This window comes from Serratia sp. NFX21, from assembly GCF_048517035.1.
Classification (GTDB): Bacteria; Pseudomonadota; Gammaproteobacteria; order Enterobacterales; family Enterobacteriaceae; genus Serratia; species Serratia quinivorans.
Genome location: NZ_CP183196.1, coordinates 2,533,610 through 2,555,632 on the forward strand (window position 1 = coordinate 2,533,610; position 22,023 = coordinate 2,555,632).

27 protein-coding genes are annotated in these 22,023 nt (G+C 53.6%); 21 read left to right on the forward strand and 6 right to left on the reverse strand.

Going from position 1 to position 22,023, the window contains the following annotated elements:
* Positions 1 to 65 precede the first annotated feature (65 nt).
* The 4 genes from ACNT1W_RS12020 to ACNT1W_RS12035 all read left to right on the forward strand — a co-directional run bounded on the left by ACNT1W_RS12020 (position 66) and on the right by ACNT1W_RS12035 (position 4,358).
* A complete protein-coding gene (locus ACNT1W_RS12020; RefSeq protein ID WP_012006358.1) occupies positions 66 to 803 on the forward strand; it encodes a phosphatase in 738 nt (245 codons plus the stop codon).
* A gap of 42 nt (positions 804 to 845) precedes the next feature.
* Positions 846 to 1,433, forward strand: coding sequence for a TorD/DmsD family molecular chaperone (locus tag ACNT1W_RS12025; RefSeq protein ID WP_012006359.1), 588 nt, complete (start codon positions 846 to 848; stop codon positions 1,431 to 1,433).
* Between the two features lie 169 nt (positions 1,434 to 1,602).
* Positions 1,603 to 2,256, forward strand: a complete 654-nt coding sequence (locus tag ACNT1W_RS12030; protein ID WP_012006360.1) for a tellurite resistance TerB family protein — start codon at positions 1,603 to 1,605, stop codon at positions 2,254 to 2,256.
* A 68-nt stretch (positions 2,257 to 2,324) separates the two neighbouring features.
* Complete coding sequence (locus ACNT1W_RS12035) at positions 2,325 to 4,358, forward strand: S9 family peptidase (RefSeq protein WP_012006361.1); 2,034 nt, start codon at positions 2,325 to 2,327, stop codon at positions 4,356 to 4,358.
* A gap of 34 nt (positions 4,359 to 4,392) precedes the next feature.
* Here the strand turns inward: ACNT1W_RS12035 and exoX are convergent, their stop codons facing one another.
* A complete protein-coding gene (gene exoX, locus ACNT1W_RS12040) occupies positions 4,393 to 5,061 on the reverse strand; it encodes an exodeoxyribonuclease X (RefSeq protein ID WP_012006362.1) in 669 nt (222 codons plus the stop codon).
* Between the two features lie 437 nt (positions 5,062 to 5,498).
* Between exoX and dksA the strand changes: the two genes are divergently transcribed.
* Together dksA and pip are read left to right on the forward strand one after the other, a co-directional pair.
* Positions 5,499 to 5,924 carry an RNA polymerase-binding protein DksA gene (dksA, locus tag ACNT1W_RS12045; RefSeq protein WP_012006363.1) on the forward strand — a complete coding sequence of 142 codons (426 nt, stop codon included), beginning with the start codon at positions 5,499 to 5,501 and terminating at the stop codon, positions 5,922 to 5,924.
* A gap of 172 nt (positions 5,925 to 6,096) precedes the next feature.
* Entirely contained in the window at positions 6,097 to 7,050 is a 954-nt protein-coding gene (gene pip, locus ACNT1W_RS12050; RefSeq protein ID WP_012006364.1) for a prolyl aminopeptidase, read from the forward strand.
* A gap of 31 nt (positions 7,051 to 7,081) precedes the next feature.
* Here pip and ACNT1W_RS12055 read toward each other — a convergent pair whose 3' ends face one another.
* Positions 7,082 to 7,312: a DNA polymerase III subunit theta gene (locus ACNT1W_RS12055; RefSeq protein ID WP_012006365.1), complete on the reverse strand. Its 231-nt coding sequence runs from the start codon at positions 7,310 to 7,312 to the stop codon at positions 7,082 to 7,084.
* Between the two features lie 375 nt (positions 7,313 to 7,687).
* On the opposite strand from ACNT1W_RS12055, the gene ftnA reads away from it, so the two are divergent.
* The 5 genes from ftnA (at position 7,688) to ACNT1W_RS12080 (ending at position 11,322) form a co-directional block, all read left to right on the forward strand.
* On the forward strand, positions 7,688 to 8,206 hold the full coding sequence (ftnA, locus tag ACNT1W_RS12060; RefSeq protein ID WP_012006366.1) for a non-heme ferritin: 519 nt from the start codon (positions 7,688 to 7,690) through the stop codon (positions 8,204 to 8,206).
* Positions 8,207 to 8,529: 323 nt separating this feature from the next.
* A complete protein-coding gene (yobA, locus tag ACNT1W_RS12065; protein WP_012006367.1) occupies positions 8,530 to 8,913 on the forward strand; it encodes a CopC domain-containing protein YobA in 384 nt (127 codons plus the stop codon).
* Between the two features lie 3 nt (positions 8,914 to 8,916).
* Positions 8,917 to 9,798 (forward strand): copper homeostasis membrane protein CopD, encoded by an 882-nt coding sequence (gene copD / locus ACNT1W_RS12070; protein WP_419246836.1) that lies wholly within the window; start codon positions 8,917 to 8,919, stop codon positions 9,796 to 9,798.
* Between the two features lie 69 nt (positions 9,799 to 9,867).
* Positions 9,868 to 10,209, forward strand: coding sequence for a YebY family protein (locus ACNT1W_RS12075; protein ID WP_012006369.1), 342 nt, complete (start codon positions 9,868 to 9,870; stop codon positions 10,207 to 10,209).
* A gap of 399 nt (positions 10,210 to 10,608) precedes the next feature.
* On the forward strand, positions 10,609 to 11,322 hold the full coding sequence (locus tag ACNT1W_RS12080; RefSeq protein WP_012006370.1) for a GNAT family N-acetyltransferase: 714 nt from the start codon (positions 10,609 to 10,611) through the stop codon (positions 11,320 to 11,322).
* A 129-nt stretch (positions 11,323 to 11,451) separates the two neighbouring features.
* Here ACNT1W_RS12080 and ACNT1W_RS12085 read toward each other — a convergent pair whose 3' ends face one another.
* Complete coding sequence (locus tag ACNT1W_RS12085; RefSeq protein WP_259188772.1) at positions 11,452 to 11,952, reverse strand: DUF4136 domain-containing protein; 501 nt, start codon at positions 11,950 to 11,952, stop codon at positions 11,452 to 11,454.
* A 478-nt stretch (positions 11,953 to 12,430) separates the two neighbouring features.
* On the opposite strand from ACNT1W_RS12085, the gene ACNT1W_RS12090 reads away from it, so the two are divergent.
* The 8 genes from ACNT1W_RS12090 to ACNT1W_RS12125 all read left to right on the forward strand — a co-directional run bounded on the left by ACNT1W_RS12090 (position 12,431) and on the right by ACNT1W_RS12125 (position 16,804).
* Positions 12,431 to 12,781: a DUF4377 domain-containing protein gene (locus ACNT1W_RS12090; RefSeq protein ID WP_115182617.1), complete on the forward strand. Its 351-nt coding sequence runs from the start codon at positions 12,431 to 12,433 to the stop codon at positions 12,779 to 12,781.
* A gap of 219 nt (positions 12,782 to 13,000) precedes the next feature.
* Entirely contained in the window at positions 13,001 to 14,200 is a 1,200-nt protein-coding gene (fabV, locus tag ACNT1W_RS12095) for an enoyl-ACP reductase FabV (RefSeq protein WP_012006373.1), read from the forward strand.
* A 142-nt stretch (positions 14,201 to 14,342) separates the two neighbouring features.
* Complete coding sequence (locus tag ACNT1W_RS12100; RefSeq protein WP_017892454.1) at positions 14,343 to 14,906, forward strand: DUF2975 domain-containing protein; 564 nt, start codon at positions 14,343 to 14,345, stop codon at positions 14,904 to 14,906.
* Between the two features lie 7 nt (positions 14,907 to 14,913).
* Complete coding sequence (locus ACNT1W_RS12105) at positions 14,914 to 15,129, forward strand: helix-turn-helix domain-containing protein (protein WP_026142313.1); 216 nt, start codon at positions 14,914 to 14,916, stop codon at positions 15,127 to 15,129.
* Between the two features lie 220 nt (positions 15,130 to 15,349).
* Complete coding sequence (locus ACNT1W_RS12110; RefSeq protein ID WP_041418531.1) at positions 15,350 to 15,574, forward strand: hypothetical protein; 225 nt, start codon at positions 15,350 to 15,352, stop codon at positions 15,572 to 15,574.
* A gap of 177 nt (positions 15,575 to 15,751) precedes the next feature.
* The gene (locus ACNT1W_RS12115; RefSeq protein WP_012006376.1) at positions 15,752 to 16,072 is read left to right on the forward strand and encodes a hypothetical protein; all 321 of its coding nucleotides are present in this window, start codon (positions 15,752 to 15,754) and stop codon (positions 16,070 to 16,072) included.
* Between the two features lie 27 nt (positions 16,073 to 16,099).
* Complete coding sequence (locus ACNT1W_RS12120; protein ID WP_223272851.1) at positions 16,100 to 16,408, forward strand: hypothetical protein; 309 nt, start codon at positions 16,100 to 16,102, stop codon at positions 16,406 to 16,408.
* A gap of 42 nt (positions 16,409 to 16,450) precedes the next feature.
* The gene (locus tag ACNT1W_RS12125; protein WP_012006378.1) at positions 16,451 to 16,804 is read left to right on the forward strand and encodes a hypothetical protein; all 354 of its coding nucleotides are present in this window, start codon (positions 16,451 to 16,453) and stop codon (positions 16,802 to 16,804) included.
* 35 nt (positions 16,805 to 16,839) lie between these two features.
* Here the strand turns inward: ACNT1W_RS12125 and ACNT1W_RS12130 are convergent, their stop codons facing one another.
* Positions 16,840 to 17,772: a LysR family transcriptional regulator gene (locus ACNT1W_RS12130; RefSeq protein ID WP_112363298.1), complete on the reverse strand. Its 933-nt coding sequence runs from the start codon at positions 17,770 to 17,772 to the stop codon at positions 16,840 to 16,842.
* Positions 17,773 to 17,888: 116 nt separating this feature from the next.
* Here ACNT1W_RS12130 and ACNT1W_RS12135 point away from each other — a divergent pair, with 116 nt between their 5' ends.
* Together ACNT1W_RS12135 and ACNT1W_RS12140 are read left to right on the forward strand one after the other, a co-directional pair.
* Entirely contained in the window at positions 17,889 to 18,986 is a 1,098-nt protein-coding gene (locus ACNT1W_RS12135; protein ID WP_261408075.1) for an NAD(P)-dependent alcohol dehydrogenase, read from the forward strand.
* A 20-nt stretch (positions 18,987 to 19,006) separates the two neighbouring features.
* Positions 19,007 to 19,555 carry a nuclear transport factor 2 family protein gene (locus ACNT1W_RS12140; protein WP_012006381.1) on the forward strand — a complete coding sequence of 183 codons (549 nt, stop codon included), beginning with the start codon at positions 19,007 to 19,009 and terminating at the stop codon, positions 19,553 to 19,555.
* 39 nt (positions 19,556 to 19,594) lie between these two features.
* On the opposite strand, the gene dcuR is transcribed toward ACNT1W_RS12140, so the two are convergent.
* The gene (gene dcuR, locus ACNT1W_RS12145; RefSeq protein WP_112363295.1) at positions 19,595 to 20,308 is read right to left on the reverse strand and encodes a two-component system response regulator DcuR; all 714 of its coding nucleotides are present in this window, start codon (positions 20,306 to 20,308) and stop codon (positions 19,595 to 19,597) included.
* A gap of 3 nt (positions 20,309 to 20,311) precedes the next feature.
* Positions 20,312 to 21,913 (reverse strand): sensor histidine kinase, encoded by a 1,602-nt coding sequence (locus tag ACNT1W_RS12150; RefSeq protein ID WP_261129359.1) that lies wholly within the window; start codon positions 21,911 to 21,913, stop codon positions 20,312 to 20,314.
* Positions 21,914 to 22,023 lie beyond the last annotated feature (110 nt).

Genomic DNA, 22,023 nt, shown 5'->3' on the forward strand with positions numbered 1-22,023 from the left:
AAACTCGATAAATAACAAACCGCGCCTGCCGCCGCATTCTGGCAGGCCGCTCAGAAGGAGAAGCAATGTACCCCGTTGATTTACATATGCACACCGTCGCCAGCACCCACGCCTACAGCACGCTGCATGATTACATCGTAGAAGCCCGTCAAAAGGGCATCAAACTTTTCGCCATCACCGACCATGGCCCGGATATGGCCGATGCGCCGCATTATTGGCACTTTATGAACATGCACGTGTGGCCGCGCCTGGTGGACGGCGTGGGCATCCTGCGCGGCATCGAGGCCAACATCAAAAATCGGCAAGGCGATATCGACTGCACCGGTCCGATGCTGGATAAAATCGACGTGATTATTGCCGGTTTCCACGAGCCGGTGTTTGCGCCACAGGACAAGGCGGCCAATACCGAAGCGATGATTGCTGCTATGGCGCAGGGGGACGTGCACATTATCAGCCACCCAGGTAACCCAAGATACCCGATTGATATTGCCGCGGTTGCCGCTGCGGCGGCCAGGTATGAAGTGGCGCTGGAGCTGAACAACTCGTCGTTCACCCACTCGCGCAAGGGCAGTGAAGACAACTGCCGTGCGATCGCTGCTGCAGTGCGTGATGCCGGCGGCTGGCTGGCGTTGGGCTCGGATTCCCACATTGCCTTCTCGCTCGGCGGCTTTGAACACTGCGAACGCATTATTGCCGAAGTGGAGTTCCCGCAGGAACGCATCCTTAACGTTAGCCCACGGCGCCTGCTGGACTTTCTCGAACGGCGCGGCAAGCCGGCGATTGCGGAACTGGCCGATTTGTGACATCGTCCCGGCAAATTTTTCCGTATTGTATAAGGCATTACCATGAATGAGTTTTCTGTTGTTTGCCGCGTGCTGGGCACGCTGTTTTATCGTCAGCCGCAAGATCCGTTGCTGGTGCCGCTGTTTACGTTGATCAAAGAAGGCAAACTGAAGCAACACTGGCCGCTGGAGCAGGACGAACTGTTGGTTCGGCTGCAGCAGGGTTGTGATGTCAACCAGCTCTCCAGTGATTTCAACGCGATGTTTGTCGGCAGCGAGTGCAGCGTGTCACCATTCCGCTCTGCCTATGTTGAAGGGGCGACGGAAGCGGAAGTGCGTACTTTCCTGCAACAGCGGGGCATGCCATTAAGCGAAGCGCCGGCCGATCACTTCGGTTCACTGCTGCTGGCCGCCTCATGGCTGGAAGATCAGGCGCAGGAAGACGAAACGCAGGCGCAGATCGCCTTGTTTGACGACTATCTGCTGCCCTGGTGCGGCCGTTTCCTCGGCAAAGTGGAAGCTCATGCCACCACCGGTTTTTACCGTACGTTGTCGCTACTGGCTCGCGAGTCAATTCAGGCGATGCGTGACGAACTGGCGGAGTACGAACAAGACGAAGAACAGCCGGGCGAAGAGGGCCAACAGCCTTAATGCCTTGCCGGCCGGTTTACGCCTAACGGCGGAGCCGGCCACTTTCCCCGCTACACAGGTTTTCATCCCCCATACGTAAATTGACAAATAATCCCCTAATCTGACGGTTCACCGGCGGTTTGGCCAATTTGTGCCTGCGCGCCTCGTTTCCTTAGGCAAAGGGTTAAGTATGAAAAATAACTGGATGCAGCAGATCCAATCCATGATTGGGCAAAAGGCCGGTTCAATCGGCGGGTCGGAAGGCATCGGCAAACTGCTGGCCCCGACCGCACTGGGTGGCCTGGTGGGCGTCTTGCTGGCGAACAAGTCATCACGCAAATTGGTAGGCAAATTCGGCAAGAACGCGTTGATTATCGGCGGCAGCGCGGCGGTGGGCGCGGTGTTGTGGAATAAGTACAAGCAGCGCGTGAAAGAAACCCATCAGGATGAACCGCAGTTCGGTCTGCAAACCACGCCGGTAGATTTGCGCGCCAAACGGCTGGTGCAGGCGCTGGTGTTTGCCGCCAAGAGCGATGGTCATATCGATGCGGAAGAAAAACGCGCTATCGATCACAGCCTGGAACAGCTGCAGGTGGGTGAGGAAGCGCAAAAATGGGTGCAGGAGGCCATCGACCAACCGCTGAACCCGGATCTGATCGCCCAGAGCGTGAAGAATGAAGACGAAGCGTTGGAAGTTTATTACCTGAGCTGCATGGTGATCGACGTCGATCACTTTATGGAGCGTGGTTATCTTGACGCGCTGGCGCAGTCGTTGAAGATCCCGGCGGACGTTAAGCAGGGCATCGAAAACGACGTCAACGAGAAAAAACGCGAGCTGGCATAGCGCCGCTTGGCAAGCCGGGGGGAATCGTGTCACTCTTGCCTTAATCAAGGTAAGCGGATGATTTAGCAATGATGACACCCCCTAAGGCAGAAAAACGACCTTATCCCATTACTACCCACGGCGACACGCGGGTAGATGACTATTATTGGCTGCGCGACGACGAGCGCGCAGACCCGCAGGTGCTGGACTATCTGCAGGCGGAAAATGCCTTTACCGACGCGGTACTGAAACCGCAACAGGCGCTGCGCGAAACTCTGTATGAAGAGATGGTGGCGCGTATTCCTCAGCAGGAACATTCGGTGCCTTACGTCCGGCACGGCTATCGCTATCAGACCCGCTTTGAACCGGGCAATGAATACGCGATTTACGTCCGTCAGCCGCAGGCCGAGAGCGAGCATTGGGATATCCTGATCGACGGCAATCAACGTGCCGAGCAGCGTGAGTTTTATACCCTCGGCGGGCTGGAAGTCAGTCCCGATAACCAAAAACTGGCGGTTGCGGAAGATTTTCTCTCTCGTCGCCAGTACGACATTCGTTTCAAAAACCTCAGCGACGATAGCTGGACCGACGAAGTGCTGGAAAACACCTCCGGCAGCTTTGAATGGGCCAACGACTCGGCCACCGTGTATTACGTACGCAAACACGCCAAAACGTTGCTGCCTTATCAGGTCTATCGCCACGTGGTGGGCACCGATCCGCAGCTCGATGAGCTGATCTACGAAGAAAAGGATGACACCTTCTACGTCGGGTTGGAAAAGACCACCTCCGATCGTTTTATTCTGATCCATCTGAGCAGCACCACCACCTCGGAAATCCTGCTGCTGGACGCCGATCGCGCCGACAGCAAGCCGCAGATGTTTGTGCCGCGTCGTAAGGATCATGAATACGGTATCGATCACTATCACCAGCATTTCTATATCCGTTCCAACAAGGACGGCAAGAACTTCGGCCTGTATCAAAGTGATCAGGCGGATGAAGCGCAGTGGCAGACGCTGATCGCTCCGCGCATCGAAGTGATGCTGGAGGGCTTTAGCCTGTTCCGTGACTGGCTGGTGGTGGAAGAGCGCAGCGAAGGTCTGACCCAACTGCGACAGATCCACTGGCAGAGCGGCGAAGTGAAGCGCATTGCCTTCGACGATCCCACCTACACCACCTGGCTGGCGTACAACCCGGAACCGGAAACCGAGCTGCTGCGCTATGGCTATTCTTCGATGACCACGCCGACCACGCTGTATGAGCTTAATCTCGACAGCGGTGAGCGCGTGATGCTCAAACAGCAGGAAGTGAAAAACTTCACTCCGGAAAATTACCGCAGCGAGCGGGTATGGGTGAAGGCTCGTGATGGCGTTGAAGTCCCGGTTTCGCTGGTCTACCGCCACGATAAATTTACGCGCGGCACCAACCCGCTGATGGTGTATGGCTACGGCTCTTACGGCAGCAGCATGGATCCGGCCTTCAGCGCCAGCCGCTTAAGCCTGTTGGATCGCGGTTTTGTGTTTGTGCTGGCGCACATTCGCGGCGGCGGTGAGCTGGGGCAACTGTGGTATGAAGACGGCAAACTGTTCAAAAAGCAAAACACCTTCAACGATTTCATCGACGTGACCGAGGCGTTGATCGCCCAGGGTTACGGTGACGCCAAACGGGTATTTGCCATGGGTGGCAGCGCCGGTGGCCTCTTGATGGGCGCGGTGATTAACCAGGCACCCAGGTTGTTCAACGGCATTGTGGCGCAGGTGCCTTTTGTTGATGTGGTCACCACCATGCTCGACGAGTCCATCCCGCTGACGACCGGCGAGTACGACGAATGGGGCAACCCGAACGAGCAGGCCTACTACGACTACATTTTGCAATACAGCCCGTACGATCAGGTTAAGGCGCAGGATTACCCGCATATGCTGGTCACCACCGGTTTGCATGACTCTCAGGTACAGTATTGGGAGCCGGCCAAGTGGGTGGCCAAACTGCGTGAGCTGAAGACCGACGATCGCCAGCTGTTGCTGTATACCGATATGGATTCCGGCCACGGCGGCAAGTCCGGGCGTTTCAAAGCTTATGAAGATATCGCGCTGGAGTACGCCTTTATTCTGGCGCTGGCGGAGTAACCTTCAGGCGGGCGGCTGGCGCTGCCCGCTTTTTTCAACCAATCAGATAGTATTTCAGCGTGTGCTTCATGTCCGGACTGAGGTCTTCGATAGATTTCAGCATCCAGCGTAAATAGCCGGGATCTTCCTGCGCGACGCGATCAATTTCCTGTCCACGATACTTACCGAACTTAAACTTCTTCAGCAGTACTGGCTGGTCAGTAATTTGCGCCATCTGTTCTGGCGTCCAACCTGAATCCTTGATGATGCGTTGCAATAGCGCGGCGGTGACGTAGCAGTCGTATAACGCCCGATGTGGGTAAAGCGTGGTGTCCTGCGGCAATTGAACATCGAGATTCAGCGCATAGCGCAGATATTGGTTGCCGTATTTGATGTCCGGGTACAGGTTGCGCGCCAGTTTCATGGTACAGATCCAGGCGCCGTGCATTTCTGGTAACACGCCGCGATCGAATGCCGCATTGTGCGCGACATAGTAGGGACTGCCCTGATAGCGACCAATCGCTACCGCGATGCGCGGTTTCCCTTCGACCATCTGCTCGGTGATATGGTGAATGGCCATAGCCTCAATGCCAATTGGGCGGTCGGGGCTGATTAAATCGCTCATTGGGTTGGCGATCTGTCCGTCGATCAGATCAACAGAGGCCACCTCTACCACGCCGCCTTCCAGTCCGCAGGTTTCAGTGTCTATTACGCGTAAATTCATGATTTCCTCAGAGTGGCTGCACAGGTTTAGCTTAACCGGCAGCCTGGCTCCTGCCAACCGCTGAAAGGTGGAGCGTTATTTCAGGCAACAAAAAACCCGCCTTGGCGGGTTTAATTACGGTTAGAAGTTCGCTTACTCGCCGGTCGTTTGGCCTTTCTTAGCGCGCTTGCCTGCACGTTTTTCTGCAGGGGTTTTCAACGGCTTCTTCTTCGCATTTTTTTTGCTATCCATTCCCTTACTCATGATGGCCTCTCAGTTACCTATGGTTGGGTGGGTTGCTCAGCCATTAACCCCCTTACGCCTGTCGGATGCAAGCAGGAAAGCGAGTAGTTTTGTTAATCGATTGTTTATAGGTGCAATTTTGTTTTCTTATGCATGGCTGTTTAATTATTATGATATGTTATAATATAACAATTAAATGATAACCGGAGAGCGCTATGAACGTTGTGACCTTACTAAACCAACAGCAGCTCCTGGCCATGCCGGAGTCTGATTACATGAACCCGGCGCAGCGGGCGTTTTTCCGCCAGCGCTTGCAGGACGAGCAACAAAAACTGTTGCAGCACATTGAAGCGCTGAAGAGAGATATCGACGGCGGCGAGGTGTCCGGCGACGAAGCGGACAAAGCCGCCCGCGAGGAAGACTTGCGATTGCTTTTCCGCCAGTTGGATCGTGAAAGCCGCCTGCTGCCGAAAATCAGCGCGGCGCTGACGCGATTACATAACGGTGAATACGGCTATTGTCGTGAAAGCGGCGAGCCTATCGGGCTGGCGCGCCTGTTGCTGCGGCCGACGGCGGAGCTAAGCATTGAAGCCAAAACCGCTCAGGAAATGCGTGAGCCACATCTGCGTAAACGGGGTTAAGTTCGCGGCTGGCTACGCGTGGCCAGCCGGTATTTTGCCGTCAGTTCGTATTCATTTTAAGCAAACGCACCCTAACTTGTTGGGGAGGGTAGGAGTTTTCAGGTTTTACCGTTGACCAAATGAGTGGCTTCGGCTTTTATGAGGGTATGACCCACTCAGAGACGGAAGCGCCATGGAACAATTAAGAGGTTTATACCCGCCGTTAGCAGCATACGACAGCGGTTGGCTGGACACTGGAGATGGCCACCGGATCTACTGGGAGCTGAGCGGCAACCCACAGGGTAAGCCGGCAGTCTTTATTCACGGCGGGCCGGGCGGTGGCATTTCCCCTTATCATCGCCAACTGTTCGATCCGCAGCGTTATAAGGTGTTGCTGTTCGATCAGCGTGGCTGCGGCCGTTCCAAACCGCACGCCAGTCTGGACAACAACACCACCTGGCATCTGGTGCAGGACATTGAACGGCTGCGCGAAATGGCCGGTGTCGATCAGTGGTTGGTGTTTGGCGGCTCCTGGGGCTCGACGCTAGCCTTGGCCTACGCACAGACCCACCCGCAGCGCGTTAGCGAAATGGTGCTGCGCGGTATCTTCACACTGCGTAAGCAGGAACTGCATTGGTACTATCAGGACGGTGCGTCACGTTTCTTCCCGGAGAAATGGGAGCGCGTGTTGTCGATTCTGTCAGAGGAAGAGCGTAAGGATGTGATTGCGTCTTATCGCCAGCGCCTGACCTCACCGGATCTGCAGGTGCAGCTTGAGGCAGCGAAGCTGTGGAGCGTGTGGGAAGGGGAGACGGTGACCTTGCTGCCAAGCAGCGAGTCGGCATCTTTTGGTGAAGATGACTTTGCGTTGGCGTTCGCCCGCATAGAAAACCACTATTTCACTCATCTGGGCTTCCTGGAGAGCGACGATCAGCTGCTGCGCAATGTCCCGCTGATCCGCCATATTCCGGCGGTGATTATCCATGGTCGCTACGATATGGCTTGCCAGGTGCAAAACGCCTGGGATCTGGCCAAGGCCTGGCCGGAGGCGGAACTGCATATCGTCGAGGGGGCCGGACACTCGTTTGACGAACCGGGTATCCTGCATCAGCTGATGCTGGCCACCGACAGGTTTGCCGCCAAGTGACATGAAGCCCGCCATCTCGGCGGGCTTTTTACTATTTGGACTTCGGCTCGTACGGCAGGCGTGAAAACTTGTGTGATTCGACGCGGTAATGCGCTACGCGTTCGCGGAAATAATCACGCAGGTGCGCCGGCTGTTCACGCTCAACCATTTCCGGGATCACCGGCATATTGTAGCGTTCTTTGAATGCCACGCCGGAAGCCGCGAGATCAACGTTCACTTTGTCCATCTCTTCTTTGGAAAGCTCTGCCAGATTGTAACCCACCGTATTCTCCTTACAGTTACCGCATTGGATCAGCGCAGAAGGTAATGCACCCGGCGGCGCTTGGCAAGCCTGAAGCGCAGAAGGGGAGTTAAGTACAAAGAATGACAGGTGGTATGAAGGGTTATTTATTACACTGACGGCAATGTAATCTATTTATTATCATAAATAAGAATGATTCGCTTTTTGATTAAATATATAGATGAAAATAGTTATCATAATTATTTAAATGAATAATTGGTGTTTTTAATAACTCATTGATAGTTAATGTTTTAAAAATTAAATCATCAATGATGTAAATCAGGTGTGTTTATTTTGTTTTCATCAAGGCATAATGCGGAAAAATTAAGTTGAAACCTGCAAAATAAAGGAATGATTATGCTGACGCCTGAAATGACCAAAAAGCTGAATGAGCAACTGAACCTGGAGTTTTACTCTGCCAACCTGTACCTGCAAATGAGCGCATGGTGTAGCGATAAAGGCTTTGAAGGGGCCGCCTCATTCCTTAAAGAGCATTCTCAGGAAGAGATGCAGCACATGCAACGCCTGTTCGAATACCTGAGCGATACCGGTTCCTTGCCGCTGCTGGGCAGCATCGCTGCACCGCCGGTTGAGTTTGCCTCCCTGGCGGATGTGTTCCAACAGACTTACGAACATGAGCAACTGATTACCCGTCAGATCAACGAACTGGCGCATGCGGCAATGACCGCCCACGATTACTCGACCTTCAACTTCCTGCAGTGGTACGTTGCCGAGCAGCACGAAGAAGAGAAGCTGTTCAAGTCCGTGCTGGATAAACTGGCGCTGGTGGGTAACAGCGGTAATGCCCTGTTCTTCATTGATAAAGATCTGAAGAAAATGGGTGCGGCCGGCGAAAGCGCTAACGGCCAGGTCTAATTACCTTTGTTAAAAAACCGCGTACCGGCCTTGCCTGGTGCGCGGTTTTTTATTGCCCTGAGTTTATCGCGGTTATGCAGCGATATGTGCTACCAGATCGCAAAATATCAGCGTTCTGCTCGACTTGCATAATGACACTCGTTATCATTTGACCCGATACGCTACAGGGATGGTAGAGAGTTAAAACAGTGGGTTACTGGTTAATCCCTTCTTCTGTTTACCCGTGGCGCAATCATCTGCGGTGGGTTGGGCTGCTGATACATCGCCCTGGCGGTTGGCCTTAATCCTTATCACCCTCGATTATTGCTTTAAGGGATATCACTGTGATTGGTAAAATTCGTTCTTCTTATCGCCTGCTTTCCACTATTTTCGTACTGTTTGTCGGGCTGTCCTCACAGCAGGCGCTGGCGCATGCTCATTTGAAAGTTGAGACGCCGGCGGCAGATGCCAGCGTTAGTCCGGCACCGAAAGTGCTGACGCTTAACTTCTCCGAAGGCATCGAGCCTAACTTTAGCGGCATTAAAATCACCGGGCCAGACAACGCCGAAGTGAAAACCGGCAAGTTGCAGCTCGATGCGAACAACAACACCCAGGTCAATCTGCCAATTGAGGGCGACCTGGCAGCAGGAAAATATAACGTCAGCTGGCATGTGGTTTCGGTCGACGGTCATAAAACCAAAGGCCAGTACAGCTTCACCGTAAACTAACTTATGAGTCTGGCGACCCTGTTTGTCCTGTGTCGCTTTGTGCACTTTGCGGCGGTGATGCTGATGTTTGGCACCAGCCTGTTCACCGCCTTATTGTCGCCGCAGCGCCTTTCCCCGTATCTCACCCGTGATGTGCGTCCTTTGTTGGTCTCTTGCACCTGGCTTGCCGGGCTTTCTGCCGTGGCGCTGCTGGCTATTCAGGCCGGGCAGATGGGCGACGGCTGGACCGATACCTGGCGGCTGGACGTGTGGTGGGCGGTACTGGGCACCACCTTCGGTGAGGTCTGGCGCTGGCACCTGGGCATTTCATTATTGGCGTTGCTGAGCCTGTGGCTGGCAGAACCGCGCCGCACGCAGCTTTTGGCATTACTTTCCACACTGTTGCTGGTCAGCATGGCATTCATCGGCCATGCAGCAATGCATGATGGAGCGCTCGGCGTAGCGCATCGTTTTAACCACGCACTGCACTTGTTGGCCGCCGGTTACTGGTTTGGCAGCCTGTTGCCGTTGCTGGTTTGCCTGCGTTATCTGGCTCAACCGCAAAGCCGCAGCGATGCGGTCACCACGCTGATACGCTTCTCGCGTTGGGGCCACCTGGCGGTTGCACTGGTGATGTTGACCGGTGTGATCAACAGTTTGATTATTCTCGGCCGTTGGCCGCTGGATGTCGATTCACCTTACCAGCGCCTGCTGCTGTTCAAAACCGCACTGGTGGCGCTGATGGTGATGGTGGCGTTGGCCAACCGTTACGCCATCGTCCCGGCGATGAGCAGCATGCCGCAGTTGGCACAGCGCGGGCTGGTGCTGGCCTGCTGGATAGAAGTGGGGTTGGGCGCGGGCGTGTTGCTGCTGGTCAGTTTATTTGCAACTTATGCGCCGGTGTAACATTGTGGCTTGCCGGATGCCCCCAAACTGCGGGAAAATTGAATCAAATAGCAACCTTAAGGCCACAACATGAAATCGGCATTACTTGGCATAACGCTGCTGGCAACCGCGACCGGTGCGCTGGCGGCAGATCAACTGGTGAACATCACCAAGCTGGAATACGGCAAACAGTGGGCGTTTACCAAAGAAGAAGTGACGCTGCAATGCCGCAGCGGCGGTGCACTGTTCGTGCTCAACAACAGCACGCTGATGCAGTACCCGCTCAACGAAGCCGCAGAGGCGCAGGTGAAAGCAGGGCAGCAGCGCGCCCAGCCGCTGGAGGTGATCTTGCTCGATGACGCCGCCAATCCCGGTCATAAGATGAGTGTTGAGCCGTACCGCGAACGCGCCGAGAAGCTCTGCGCGAACTAATCGCTTATCACACAATGACTTAGTTTGGGGTTAACCGGTGATGGAAATTGCGCTGAATTAATTTCATTGCGAAACTATCACTTGCCGTGTGGCTGGCTGGCAAAAATAGCGCGGTAGGCTACTCTTAAAGTGCACGGCTGAACAAGCCTTGCACAAAATGCCAACTTTTAGCGCACGGCTCTCTCCCAAGAGCCATTTCCCTAGACCGAATATAGGAATCGTATTCGGTCTTTTTTTGTGTGTTTGATTTTAAAGTATTTATTAGATGAAATAGAACCTCGATATTCGACCGCTCACTGCATCACGCATTCTCTTCCCCTTTTATTTAAGTCTATTGTTGGGTTTGTACGGCGTCCTGTATGCTGGTCATAACAGACTTTTGCTGAAGGTGAATGCTCGTTGAATACGAATAAATATGGTCAACCTGTAGGCTTTCCCTTGCCTGAATGGCAGCCCGCATCCTTTCCGCAATTGGGCGAGTTAAACGGGCAGCACTGCAAACTTTCGCCGCTTGAAATCGGTCATTGCGAAGCGCTTTTCGATGCATTTTCATTAGCAACAGATGATCGAGACTGGACCTGGCTTGGTGCAGAGAAACCTGCCTGTCTGCAAGAAATGATGCTTTGGATTAAAAATAAAATTAACGACAGTAGTCTGGTTGCCTGGGCCGTGACGGAGATGAAAAGTGGCCGCCCGGTTGGTGTGGTCTGCTATAGCTGCATTGATCCAGTTAACGGCGCACTAGAAATAGGCCATGTTACCTGGTCACCGTTGATGCAACGAACCACCATGGGTACAGAGGCCATTCACCTGCTGCTTAAAAATAGCTTTTCTTTGGGCTACCGTCGGGTTGCATGGCGTTGTGATTCACTGAATGTGGCATCCAGAAAGGCTGCTGAAAGGCTGGGATTCTCGTTTGAAGGGCGTTTTCGTCAGGCGATGACTCGTAAACAACGTAACCGCGATACGGACTGGTTATCTGTTATCGATATAGAATGGCCAAAGGTAGACAGGGCTCTATCAGGTTGGCTTTCACCCGATAACTTCACTGAAGGTGGAACTCAAAAGCGCAGTCTTGAAGCATTTTTCAAAATAACAGCAGTAGCGGAATGAAGTAAATCCATGTGCTGGCAAGACGACCAGAGAGCACAGCGCTTTTTATGGGTAAAGATCCTGAATTTATAAGCCGCATTAAGCCCTATTTACCGAAATAGGGCTGCCGCTCTGGTCAATGCAAAGCAATCAGCGACTGGCAGGGCCAGCCTGGAAAGAGTAGGTGGCAAACAGCGCGGTCACCGCCTGTTGAATTTGGGTTTGGCTGGCCGGCGTACCATCTGAATTCAGCGTATTACTGGCGGTTCCGCGCCAAACCAGCTGTTTCTTCTTGCTGTCCACCAGGTCGACCGTCAGGGTGCCTTCGGTATAGCTCCAAACGGTTTGATTATAACCCCCCCAGCCGGCATAGCCCCAGCGGCCAACCGGTGCGGGTGAATCGTTCACTTGCACTTTATTTTGTTTCATTGCGCTGCTGTAGACCAACAGATCTGGTGTCGCGCTTGGCTTATAACCGCGCTGTTCCATCTGCTGTTTAATCGCGGTCTGAATGTATTTACCCGTCAGGGTTTGATATTGCCCTGCAGCCTCTGGAGCAAAACCGTAGGTGTGGTATTGGCTGAAGTTGGCGCTGTGGTCATAATCACTGGTCACTTGCGGCTGGCTGGCACAGCCCGACAATAAAGCCATCGAACTCGCGATGAAAAGGCAAGAAAGTAAACGCATGGAAAACCCCTTTAGGATTATTGGTTTCATAAACTTAGACCCAGAAGTTGTGGTTAGCAAATGGTGAATTAACACCGAGTTTGCTTTGGTTTAATAAAAAAATTAGCAATCAAATTATTGTTTGAGGTTTCAGTTAATATGATGGTCTCCCAGCATCTTGGTGATAATGCTGACGGGGCATGGTGAGAGTAAAAGTTCGCTACATGGAGTGTTCACTATGACCCGCCAGCATTAATCGGCGTTGAGTGTACGGTAATGCTTGCCATTATTTTTGTCTTAACGAGCCGCTTGAGCAATCAATAGCGGGTCCGATTTTGTACTTTATTGCCTTGATTGTTTCTGCTGGCAGGTCCATTTACCCCAAATTCGGAACACGCCGCTGGCCCCAGCAGCCGTAGCTTTGTTACTATCACCAGACCTAAAGACTTAATGGTGCATTACATTGAAAATCAAAGCGTTGTTATTTGTTGCCCTGGCCGGTCTGGCCGGCTGCAGCCAGGAGGGAACGACAGTGAGTCAGCCCGTGAATAAAGACGGAAACCATACGGAAGTGTTGCTGGTGAACAGCGCGCTGGTAAATTGTACGGGCGTTGCCCCAATGAAGTGCATGCAGGTGCGTCATTCCGCGCAAGAGCCGTGGGGATTGTTCTATACCGGGATTGAAGGTTTTACTTTTGAACCGGGCTACAACTACCGCCTGAAAGTGCAGGTGACGCAGGTGGAAAACCCGCCGGCCGACGCTTCTTCACTGCGTTATACGCTGATTGAGCAGTTGGAAAAGAATAAAGCCTGAGTGGTTTTATCGGGCTGGGCGCACAACCGCCTGGCCTTGAAAACTTCCCCTGGGTTTCTCGCTTCTATCCCCATGTTCCTGTCGCAGTAACAAGATTTTCACTGGCACAACTGGTCTGTTCACTGTACTTGTTGCGATTCTGCCACGCACCCAGCTTAAGTATATTGTGAAAATCAGGTATATTGTCCTTCGGTTTTTAGCTACCAAGAAAAAATTACTATGATTATCAAACCTAAAATTCGTGGTTTTATCTGCACTACCGCTCATCCGGCAGGTTGTGAAGCCAATGTCCGTGAGCAAATTGCCTACGTCAAGTCACGTGGCGAACTGAAGAACGGCCCGAAAAAAGTGCTGGTGATCGGTGCTTCCACCGGTTACGGCCTGGCGTCACGTATCAATGCCGCATTCGGCAGCGGTGCAGCCACCATCGGCGTATTTTTTGAAAAGCCGGGCAGCGAAGCCAAAACCGGTTCTGCCGGCTGGTACAACTCTGCTGGTTTTGACAAGGCAGCTAAAGAAGAAGGCCTGTACGCGAAAAGCGTTAACGGCGATGCGTTCTCCAACGAATGCCGCCAAACGGTTATCGACCTGATTAAACAGGATCTGGGCCAGATCGACATGGTGGTTTACTCGCTGGCTTCGCCAGTGCGTAAAATGCCGGAAACCGGTGAAGTAGTGCGCTCCGCGCTGAAACCTATCGGCGAACCGTACAAATCCGTGGCGCTCGATACCAACAAAGACGTGCTGGTTGAAGCCGTGGTTGAACCGGCCAACGAGCAAGAAATTGCTGATACCGTCAAGGTGATGGGCGGCCAGGACTGGCAGCTGTGGATGGACGCACTGGAAGAAGCCGGCGTGCTGGCGGACAACGTGCAGGCAGTGGCTTACTCCTACATCGGTACCGATCTGACCTGGCCAATCTACTGGCACGGTACACTGGGCAAGGCCAAAGAAGATTTGGATCGCGCGGCTCTGGCCATCGATCAGAAACTGAAGGCCAAAGGCGGCGCGGCTTACGTTGCGGTGCTGAAGTCGGTGGTGACTCAGGCTTCCTCCGCTATCCCGGTAATGCCACTGTATATCTCCATCGTCTTCAAAATCATGAAAGCGCAGGGGATCCACGAAGGCTGTATCGAGCAGATCCAACGTCTGTTCGCCACCAAGCTGTACAGTGGCACTGCACCGGATACCGATGAGAAGCACCGTCTGCGTCTGGACGACTGGGAACTGCGCGACGACGTGCAGAACACCTGCCGTGAAATCTGGGCACAGATCAACGATAACAACATCAACGAACTGACCGATTACCTGGGCTATAAAGCCGAGTTCCTGCGTCTGTTCGGTTTTGGTCTGCAAGGTGTTGATTACGAAGCCGACCTCAGCGGTGAAGTTAAGTTTGATGTGGTTGAGCTGGTCTAAATCCGTCGAGCATTGAAAAAGGGCCGGGCTTCCGGCCTTTTTTACGCCTGTCACCCAACAGCTCATCAGTCCAGTTGATCGTTGACAGCAATAAATTATCGTTTTACGATAACTTATTGCTGTTTTTATGGATGAACTCGTTATGGGCGCAGTGCCACGGATCCACCTTCCGCTTTATGTACGTTGCTTGTGTTTGTTGATCATGACGATGCTGATTGTCAGCACCGGCGTGGAGATGTTTATGATTGTCCAGGGTTGGGTGCAGGGCGAGGCATTCAACAGCATCGTGGCGTCCTACCGCGACTATTACCCGGAACTGAACGCCTATGCCGTTCCGAAGCAGCGCTGGGCTCTGGTGGCAACCCTGTTGTTGGATATGTTCGCCTATGTGCCTTATTACAGCGCACTGCTGTGCGGCGCCGGGCTGTTTTACCAGTTCTATCGCGGCAACGTGTGGCACCGCAACAATATGCTGCTGTTGCAGATCATCGGCATCCTGCTGATTGTCGACGTGCTCTTCCCCTCGCTGGCCGGGATGTTGCAAGTGATGATACTGACGGCCAATGAAAAAATGCTGCTAATAATTTATTATGGCGTCAACAGCGAGTCGGTACGCTCGCTGATCGTAGGCTGCGCAATCCTGGTGTTTAGCCGGGTATTTCTGGAAGCGTTGCGGCTGAATGAAGAACAGCTTTCTTTCGTGTGAGAATAGAGTGGCGATAATAGTAAGTCTTGATGTCATGTTGGCCAAAAGGAAGATGCGTTCGAAGGAGCTGGCGGAACAGGTGGGGATCACCGAGCAAAATCTGTCCCTGCTGAAGAACGGCAAGGTGAAGGGCGTCAGACTGGAAACGTTAGACAAAATCTGCCGGATCCTCGACTGTCAGCCTGGCGATCTTCTGGCCTGGCAACCGGATAACGAAGGCTAACCCGGTGGCGTGCCCCGCACGCCATATCGTCAATATACGAATTGATATTTATAACCGACACCCTGGATAGGTTTATTTTACGTTAAATTATTAGCGGCCTTATTTATATTAAATGAGGTTGCCCTTGCTTTGCCCGTGGTTCAATACGGGTTATTAAACTAAAAAAAGTAATTTTTTATTTACTGCGGTTAACGATAACGTTTATTTTAAAGGAGGATATATGAAATTACGCCAATGGATCCCGGCACTATTAATTATGCTGAGTGGTTGCAGCCATATTCAACCCGGTTTGTCGTCTTCAGGGGCCGGCTGGGAGAAGCCAAAGCCCGCTACCCGCGAGCAAAGGCAGCGCATCAGCGCCGGAGAGTCAGCTTCTGCAGTACTGAACGAGAGTGGGCCGAGTATCGGCGGAACCATCGACTGGTCAAAATTGTGGGATCGTTAATTCACTAAATATATTTTGACTGCGAATTATAAGCCCAATGGCACTCGTTTAATTAGGGTTTATTGTTTGTTGGGTAATGTTTTTATTTCCTCGCATTGTTTGTTTTGACGGCACTGAATATATTTCTTTATTTAATGGGAGTGAGCGCCATTATGGGCCTTATTACAGGAGTTTATTGTGGAAAAAGGCATCCCCGTCATTTTCATATTTTTATTGTTGCCCTGGTGTCATCAGGCCTCCGCCACGCGTTATGAGCGGGAGTATGAAGGCGTCTCTTCGGTGCTGTTTCGCAAAAAACTGAAAGAGGTGGCTCATGGCTTGTGGGACGAGATGGGCAATGAGAAGCAGCGGCCTCTGTTATCGACGCAAAGCGAAGACAATACGCTGGCCCAGCGTAAAGCCTGCAAAGGGCAGAGGGGCAAGGCTGCCGCCGCGAGTGAACCGCATCCATCGGCATTGCCGCGCGAAGAACAACCGCTGCTTATCAACGGTTGCTGACCTCTGGCACTAATGGAGTTTTTGCTTTTGAAATTGACCTCTTTGATGACAGCGGCACTCGCCCTGTTGGCGTCTTCTTGTTGCTATTCGTTTGTCGACAAGCACGCTCAGCGTGCCGGCTTCGAGGCGGGGGAAAGCGCTGTGGATTATCGGTTACGGTTTAACGGGCTGTTGCAACATCTGTGGTACGTAGAGCAACTACGTTCGGAACAGGCGCGGCTTGCCGCGATACGCCTTGAACGCAAAACGCTGGAGTCCGCCATGTTACCGCGTGAATGTCGGGCAACACCTGTGCCGCTGTTTTTAGTCGGAAAGAGTGCCATAGCCAGAAGATAGTTTTTTGAGTCAACAGGTGAATTTAATATCGGGAGTCTATCAGTGAAACGGATTTTTCTTGCCTGCGTGGCGCAGTGGTCTTGCTTCTCATTACAGGCGTCGGTTGACTGGCAATACCATGCCGCACAGCCGCTGGATAACAAAATCTCTGAGGAGTATCAGCAAAAGCGCAGCGGGTTAAAACATAAAGTATGGAGTGCCGAGGGCGTGGCGTCGGCCAATGAGAAGGCGCTTGAATTGGAACGGCAGCGTGCCGCCGCCGAGCAGGCGAACCGGCAGCAGCTTAAAACTCAGTATGGCGAATACCGCTGTGGCAAAAACAAACAACAGCCTGGCAAACTTTGCCACTCTCCGGGGCGGGGGATGAATTCCCCGGACTTTAAACATCATCGTTGAGGCCTGACGCGGAGAGAAATTCTGGTGTTGAAGTGCTATTTAACCGCGCCTTTCAGCAGCAGTGGCGGTACCTGTATTGCCAAAAAATCCACCAGTGCACGAACCGAAGGCAGCATTCCGCGTCGTGTAGGGAACACGGCATGCATGATCAGTGGCGCACAGGCCCATTGTGGCAACACACGCACCAGCTCACCCTGCATCAATGCCTGATGGCAGGTGATATCCGGCAGCAGCGCAATACCCAGGTGCTGATAAAGCGCACCGCGGAGGATCCCCCATTCGCTGCACATCAGCCGCGGGCGCACACGCACCGCGCGTTTTTCCCCATCGGGGCCTTCCAGATCCCAGGTTTGCTGTTCGCTGACGTCGACCAGGGTTAACAGCGCATGCTCGCTCAATTGTTGCGGATCGGTCAGCGACGGGTGCTGCGCCAGATACTGCGGCGAGGCGACCAGGATGCGCACGCTTTGGCCCAGCTCACGGGCAATCATGCCTTCACTCATATCTTTGCGCTGGCGCAGACGTAGGGCCACATCAATCTTGTCGGTCACCGGGTCAAAGCGGTTATCGTTCGCCAGCAGCTGCACCTGAATACCGGGGTTGGCGGCCATAAAAGCCGGCAGACAGGGGGAAAGCAGGACATCGGCGGCCAGTTTCGGGCAGCTTACGCGCACCAGGCCGGAAGGTTCAGCCCGGCTTTGGTCGATCAGCTCCTGGGCGATCTCGGCCTCATTGATTGCCGCCTGCGCATGGCGCAGCAACAAAGAACCGGTCTCCGTTAGCTTGACCCGTCGGGTAGTGCGCTGAAACAGCAACACGCCAAGACGATTCTCCAGCGCCAGCACGCGGGCGCTCAGTTTGGATTTCGGTATATCCAGCGCCCGGCTGGCGGCGGAGAACCCGCCGTATTGGGCGACCTGGGCAAAATAATAGAGGTCATTCAGGTCCTTCAAGATGCCTTTCTGCATTCATATTGTCCTTAATTTGAGAACAGTGAGTCAGAGTATGACATCTTTTTACACCCAATAACCCATCTTATACTGCCCACATCGAAACAACGGCACCAGGGCCAGTGGGAGATGACATGGAAATAACAGCAGCAGTCAGTGAAAAAGCGACGGAGGGATTCTCCCTCAAACAGTTACAGCTTGGAGAACCCCGCGCCGATGAGGTGTTGGTAAAACTGGTCGCGACCGGCCTGTGCCATACCGACATCGCCGCGCACAAAGGCGTTATATCGATGCCTGCGCCGGTGGTGCTCGGCCATGAAGGCGCCGGGATCGTAGTGCGGGTCGGGGCCGGGGTCAGTAAGGTGGCGCCCGGCGATCATGTGGTGCTGTCGCTGGCCTCATGCGGCGTCTGCGACAAGTGTAGCATCGGCATGCCGACCTATTGCCGTCAACATGTGCCATTGAACTGGCTGGCGCAGCGCACCGACGGTTCGGTCAGCCTGCATGATGAAAATGGCGATGTGCACAGCCATTTCTTCGGTCAGTCCTCTTTTGCGCAGTATGCCGTGGTCAATGTCAGCAGCATTGTGCCTGTCGATAAGGCGATCCCGTTGGAATACCTTGGCCCATTGGCCTGCGGACTGATGACCGGCGCGGGTGCCGTGATGAACACTCTGCGGCCGCATGCGGGTTCTACGCTGGTGGTCTTTGGTCTTGGCGCGGTGGGTCTGGCGGCGGTGATGGCAGCCCGGGTGGTGGGTTGCGGCCACATCGTCGCGGTGGATATCAAAGAGAACCGTCTGGCGTTAGCCAAAGAGTTGGGCGCTACAGAGGTGATCAACCCGAAAACGGCGAATGTGGATGAAGTGCTTAATCAACTGACCGAGGGACGCGGTGCGGACTACAGCGTTGAAGCCGCTGGGAACGCGGGCGTCATGGCCGATGCAGTGCGGGTGTTGGCGGAAAATGGCAAATGCGTACTGACCGGCGTGGTGCCGGAGGGCGAATCTTTGCCGCTCGACATTATGCACTTTATCCGCGGACGCACGGTGCAGGGTTCGATCATGGGCGATGCGGCACCGGTGATGTTTATCCCGATGCTGGCGCAGCTGTTCCAGCAAGGGCGGTTCCCGATCGATCGCCTTATCCGTTTTTATGCCATGAATGAGATCAACCAGGCGATGGCGGACTCACAATCCGGTGAAACCATTAAAGCCGTTATTCGTATGTAACCCTCAATAAGGTCAATAACATGAAACGACTCTTTTCAGCGGCCCTGCTGGGGCTGATGGGCGCGGCTGCGTCCGCGCAGGCCAACGATCATATTATCGAAAAGCAGGGGCTGTATTACCTGCAACCGGGATACAGCGTTAACGACGTCGCTGAATTTTACTGGCGCAGCCTGAACGGCTGGTCGGAAAAACCGGCCAACGTGGCCAAATACTTTACGCCGCAGGGGGTGTTTGAACTGCCTTATGCGCCGGTAGAAGACTTCGGCTTCTTTGCCACGGCTTCCAAAGGGCGTGAAAACATGACCCGCTACTTTACCGGTATGAGTGAATATCTGGGTAATCTGAAATACGCTGACTGGAAAGGCTGGAAAAAAGTCGTGACGGCTGAGCCAGGCGTATATGTATTTGAATACACCAGCGACGGTAAAATTAGACAAAGCGGCGGCGATTATAATCAGCAGTTTATCGCCATTGTGACCATCAATGAGGGGCAGATAGCCAGCGCCCGCGAATATTGGAACCCGTATGTCGCACTGCGTGATTTTGGTCTGATCCGTAAAACGAAATAATGCTCGGCGACTCCCCCGGTCTGCTCCGGGGGATATCGGCTAGCGGCAATACTCTTTCAGCAGGGCAAGCGCGTCCTGCTTCAACTGATAAAGATAGACCGGTCTGCCGGTGGTGCCGTAGAGAATACGGGTGCCCAAAATGCCGCTTTCCGCCAAATAAATCAGATATTTTCGGCAGGAAACGCGCGAAATGCCGATGGCGTTCGCCAGATTGTCGGTCGAAAACTCCCCGTCGTGCTGTTGCTCAATCCATTCACACACCGTACTCAGCGTGATGCTGGTCAGCCCCTTCGGCAGTTTTTTTCCTTCGGTGCTGGCGGGTTGGCGACGTAACAGGCTGTCCACATCCCCCTGCGAGAATTCGCGCTGCGCCAGAATTTGCGACTGTTGCTGATAGTTATTCAACGCCTCTTTGAAACGCCCAAACTGGAAAGGTTTGATCAGGTAATCCACCACGCCGTAATGCAGGGCGCGTTGCACCGTATCCACGTCGCTGGCGGAAGAGATAATGATGACGTCGGTTTTTTCACCCAATTCGCGCAGGCCGGGCAGCAAGTCCAGTCCGTTTTCCTGCTGCATATAGATATCCAGCAGCACCAGATCGATACTGACTTCGGCGTCGGCCAGCAGTGCGCGTGCCTGTGCCAGGGTGGCGACCGTCGCCAGGCAGTGAAAGCCGCTCACCTGGCTCAGGTAGTATTTGTTTAACTCCGCCACCATCGGGTCGTCGTCGATAATCAATACGTTAATCATGGTTCAGCCCTTGGCCTGATAGGGGATATGTACAAAAAATTGGGTTAGCTCACCCGGTTCAGATTCGAAATCAATGCTGCCGCCCAGTTTTTCCAGGCTGCTGCGGATCAACGCCAGCCCAATACCGCGCCCCGGCCCTTTGGTTGAAACTCCCTGTTCAAAGATACGTGCGCCGAGAGCCGGATCGATACCGGGGCCGTCATCGCTGACTATACAGTGTAAGTGATTCTCATTGTGATGAAAGCTCAGGTTGATCTCGTGTCCCTCTACGCCATCGATAGCGTCAATGGCATTTTCAATCAAATTGCCCAGCACGCTGATCAGCACATGGGTAGTTTCCGCATCGTCGGTTTCTGGTAGCAGGCTGGTTTCGTCAATGGTCAGCTCAATACCGGCTTCATGGGCGCGATTGATCTTGCCGATAAAGAAGCCCGCCACCTCTGGCGACTGGATTTTCCTCAGCAGCGCACCGATCTCTTCCTGATAGGTGCTGGCGGTATTGATGATGTAGTTTTCCAACTGCTGGTAGGCCTTCATGTGCAGCATACCGAGGATCACATGCAGCTTGTTCATAAACTCATGTGACTGGACGCGCAATGCGTCGGCATAGTGCGCCATGCCGCTCAGGCGTTGCACCAACTGGCTGATTTCGGTTTTATCGCGGAAGGTGGCGATAGCACCAATCACCTGGCCCTTAACGATTACCGGCACGGTATTGGTCAGCAGTTCGCTGCCGTTAAAGCTGATCTGTTGGTCACGCAGCGGTTGACCGCTTTCCAGCACCTCCGCCAGATGCAGCTGCGTCGGCCAGTATTTGCTGGCGGATTCCAACAGCAGGTTTTCGAAAGGCCCATTTTGGCGCAACAGACGTTTGGCTTCGTCGTTGACAATGGTGATGCGTGACTGGTTATCGACCGCAATGACGCCTTCTTTAATCGATTGCAGCATGGCGTTGCGTTGCTCGAACAGATTAGAGATTTCGTAGGGTTCAAAGCCGAGCATAATGCGTTTCAGGGCCTTCACCAGGAAGAAAATGCCGAGCGTGCCGACCAGCGCGGCGAAGGCCAGTGTCCAGTAGATGATCCAGCGGCTTTCGCCCACCACGCGCTGAACGGTGTCGAGCGCAATACCGAGAGCGACCACGCCAATCTGCCGCCGTTCGCTGTCGTAAACCGGGGCAAAAACCCGCAGCGAAGGGGCTAATGCGCCGCGATTAATGGCGCTGTTGGTTTCGCCGCGTAGCGCCGGTTCCAAATCGTCCCCGATAAAATGCTGACCGATTAACCAGGGTTTGGGGTGCGAGTAGCGGATACCTTTCATGTCCACCACGACGACAAACAGTAATTCATTCCGCTGGCGCACCTGCTCGGCAAAGCGCTGCACCGCGCCACTGTGATCTTCACGCTGCAACCCCTCAATAACATTACTCGATAGCGCCAGCGTTTCGGCAATCGCCATCGCTTTTTGGCGTTGCTGATCTTGTCCCTGGTGATTCATCTGCACAAAAAACAGCGCATATACCACCAATAGCACCGAAGCGATGATGGCAGACACCATCAGCGTGAGCGTGGTGCTGAGCTTAAGCGGTATCCGTTGTTTTGGCATGGCGATTCTCCGAATGGGCCTGTCAGGATAATAGCGGGGATTGGAGCGCGGGGCCGCGACCGGCAGCAGGTTATAACATGCTGCCGCCGGGGGAGGGATTATTTTAATTA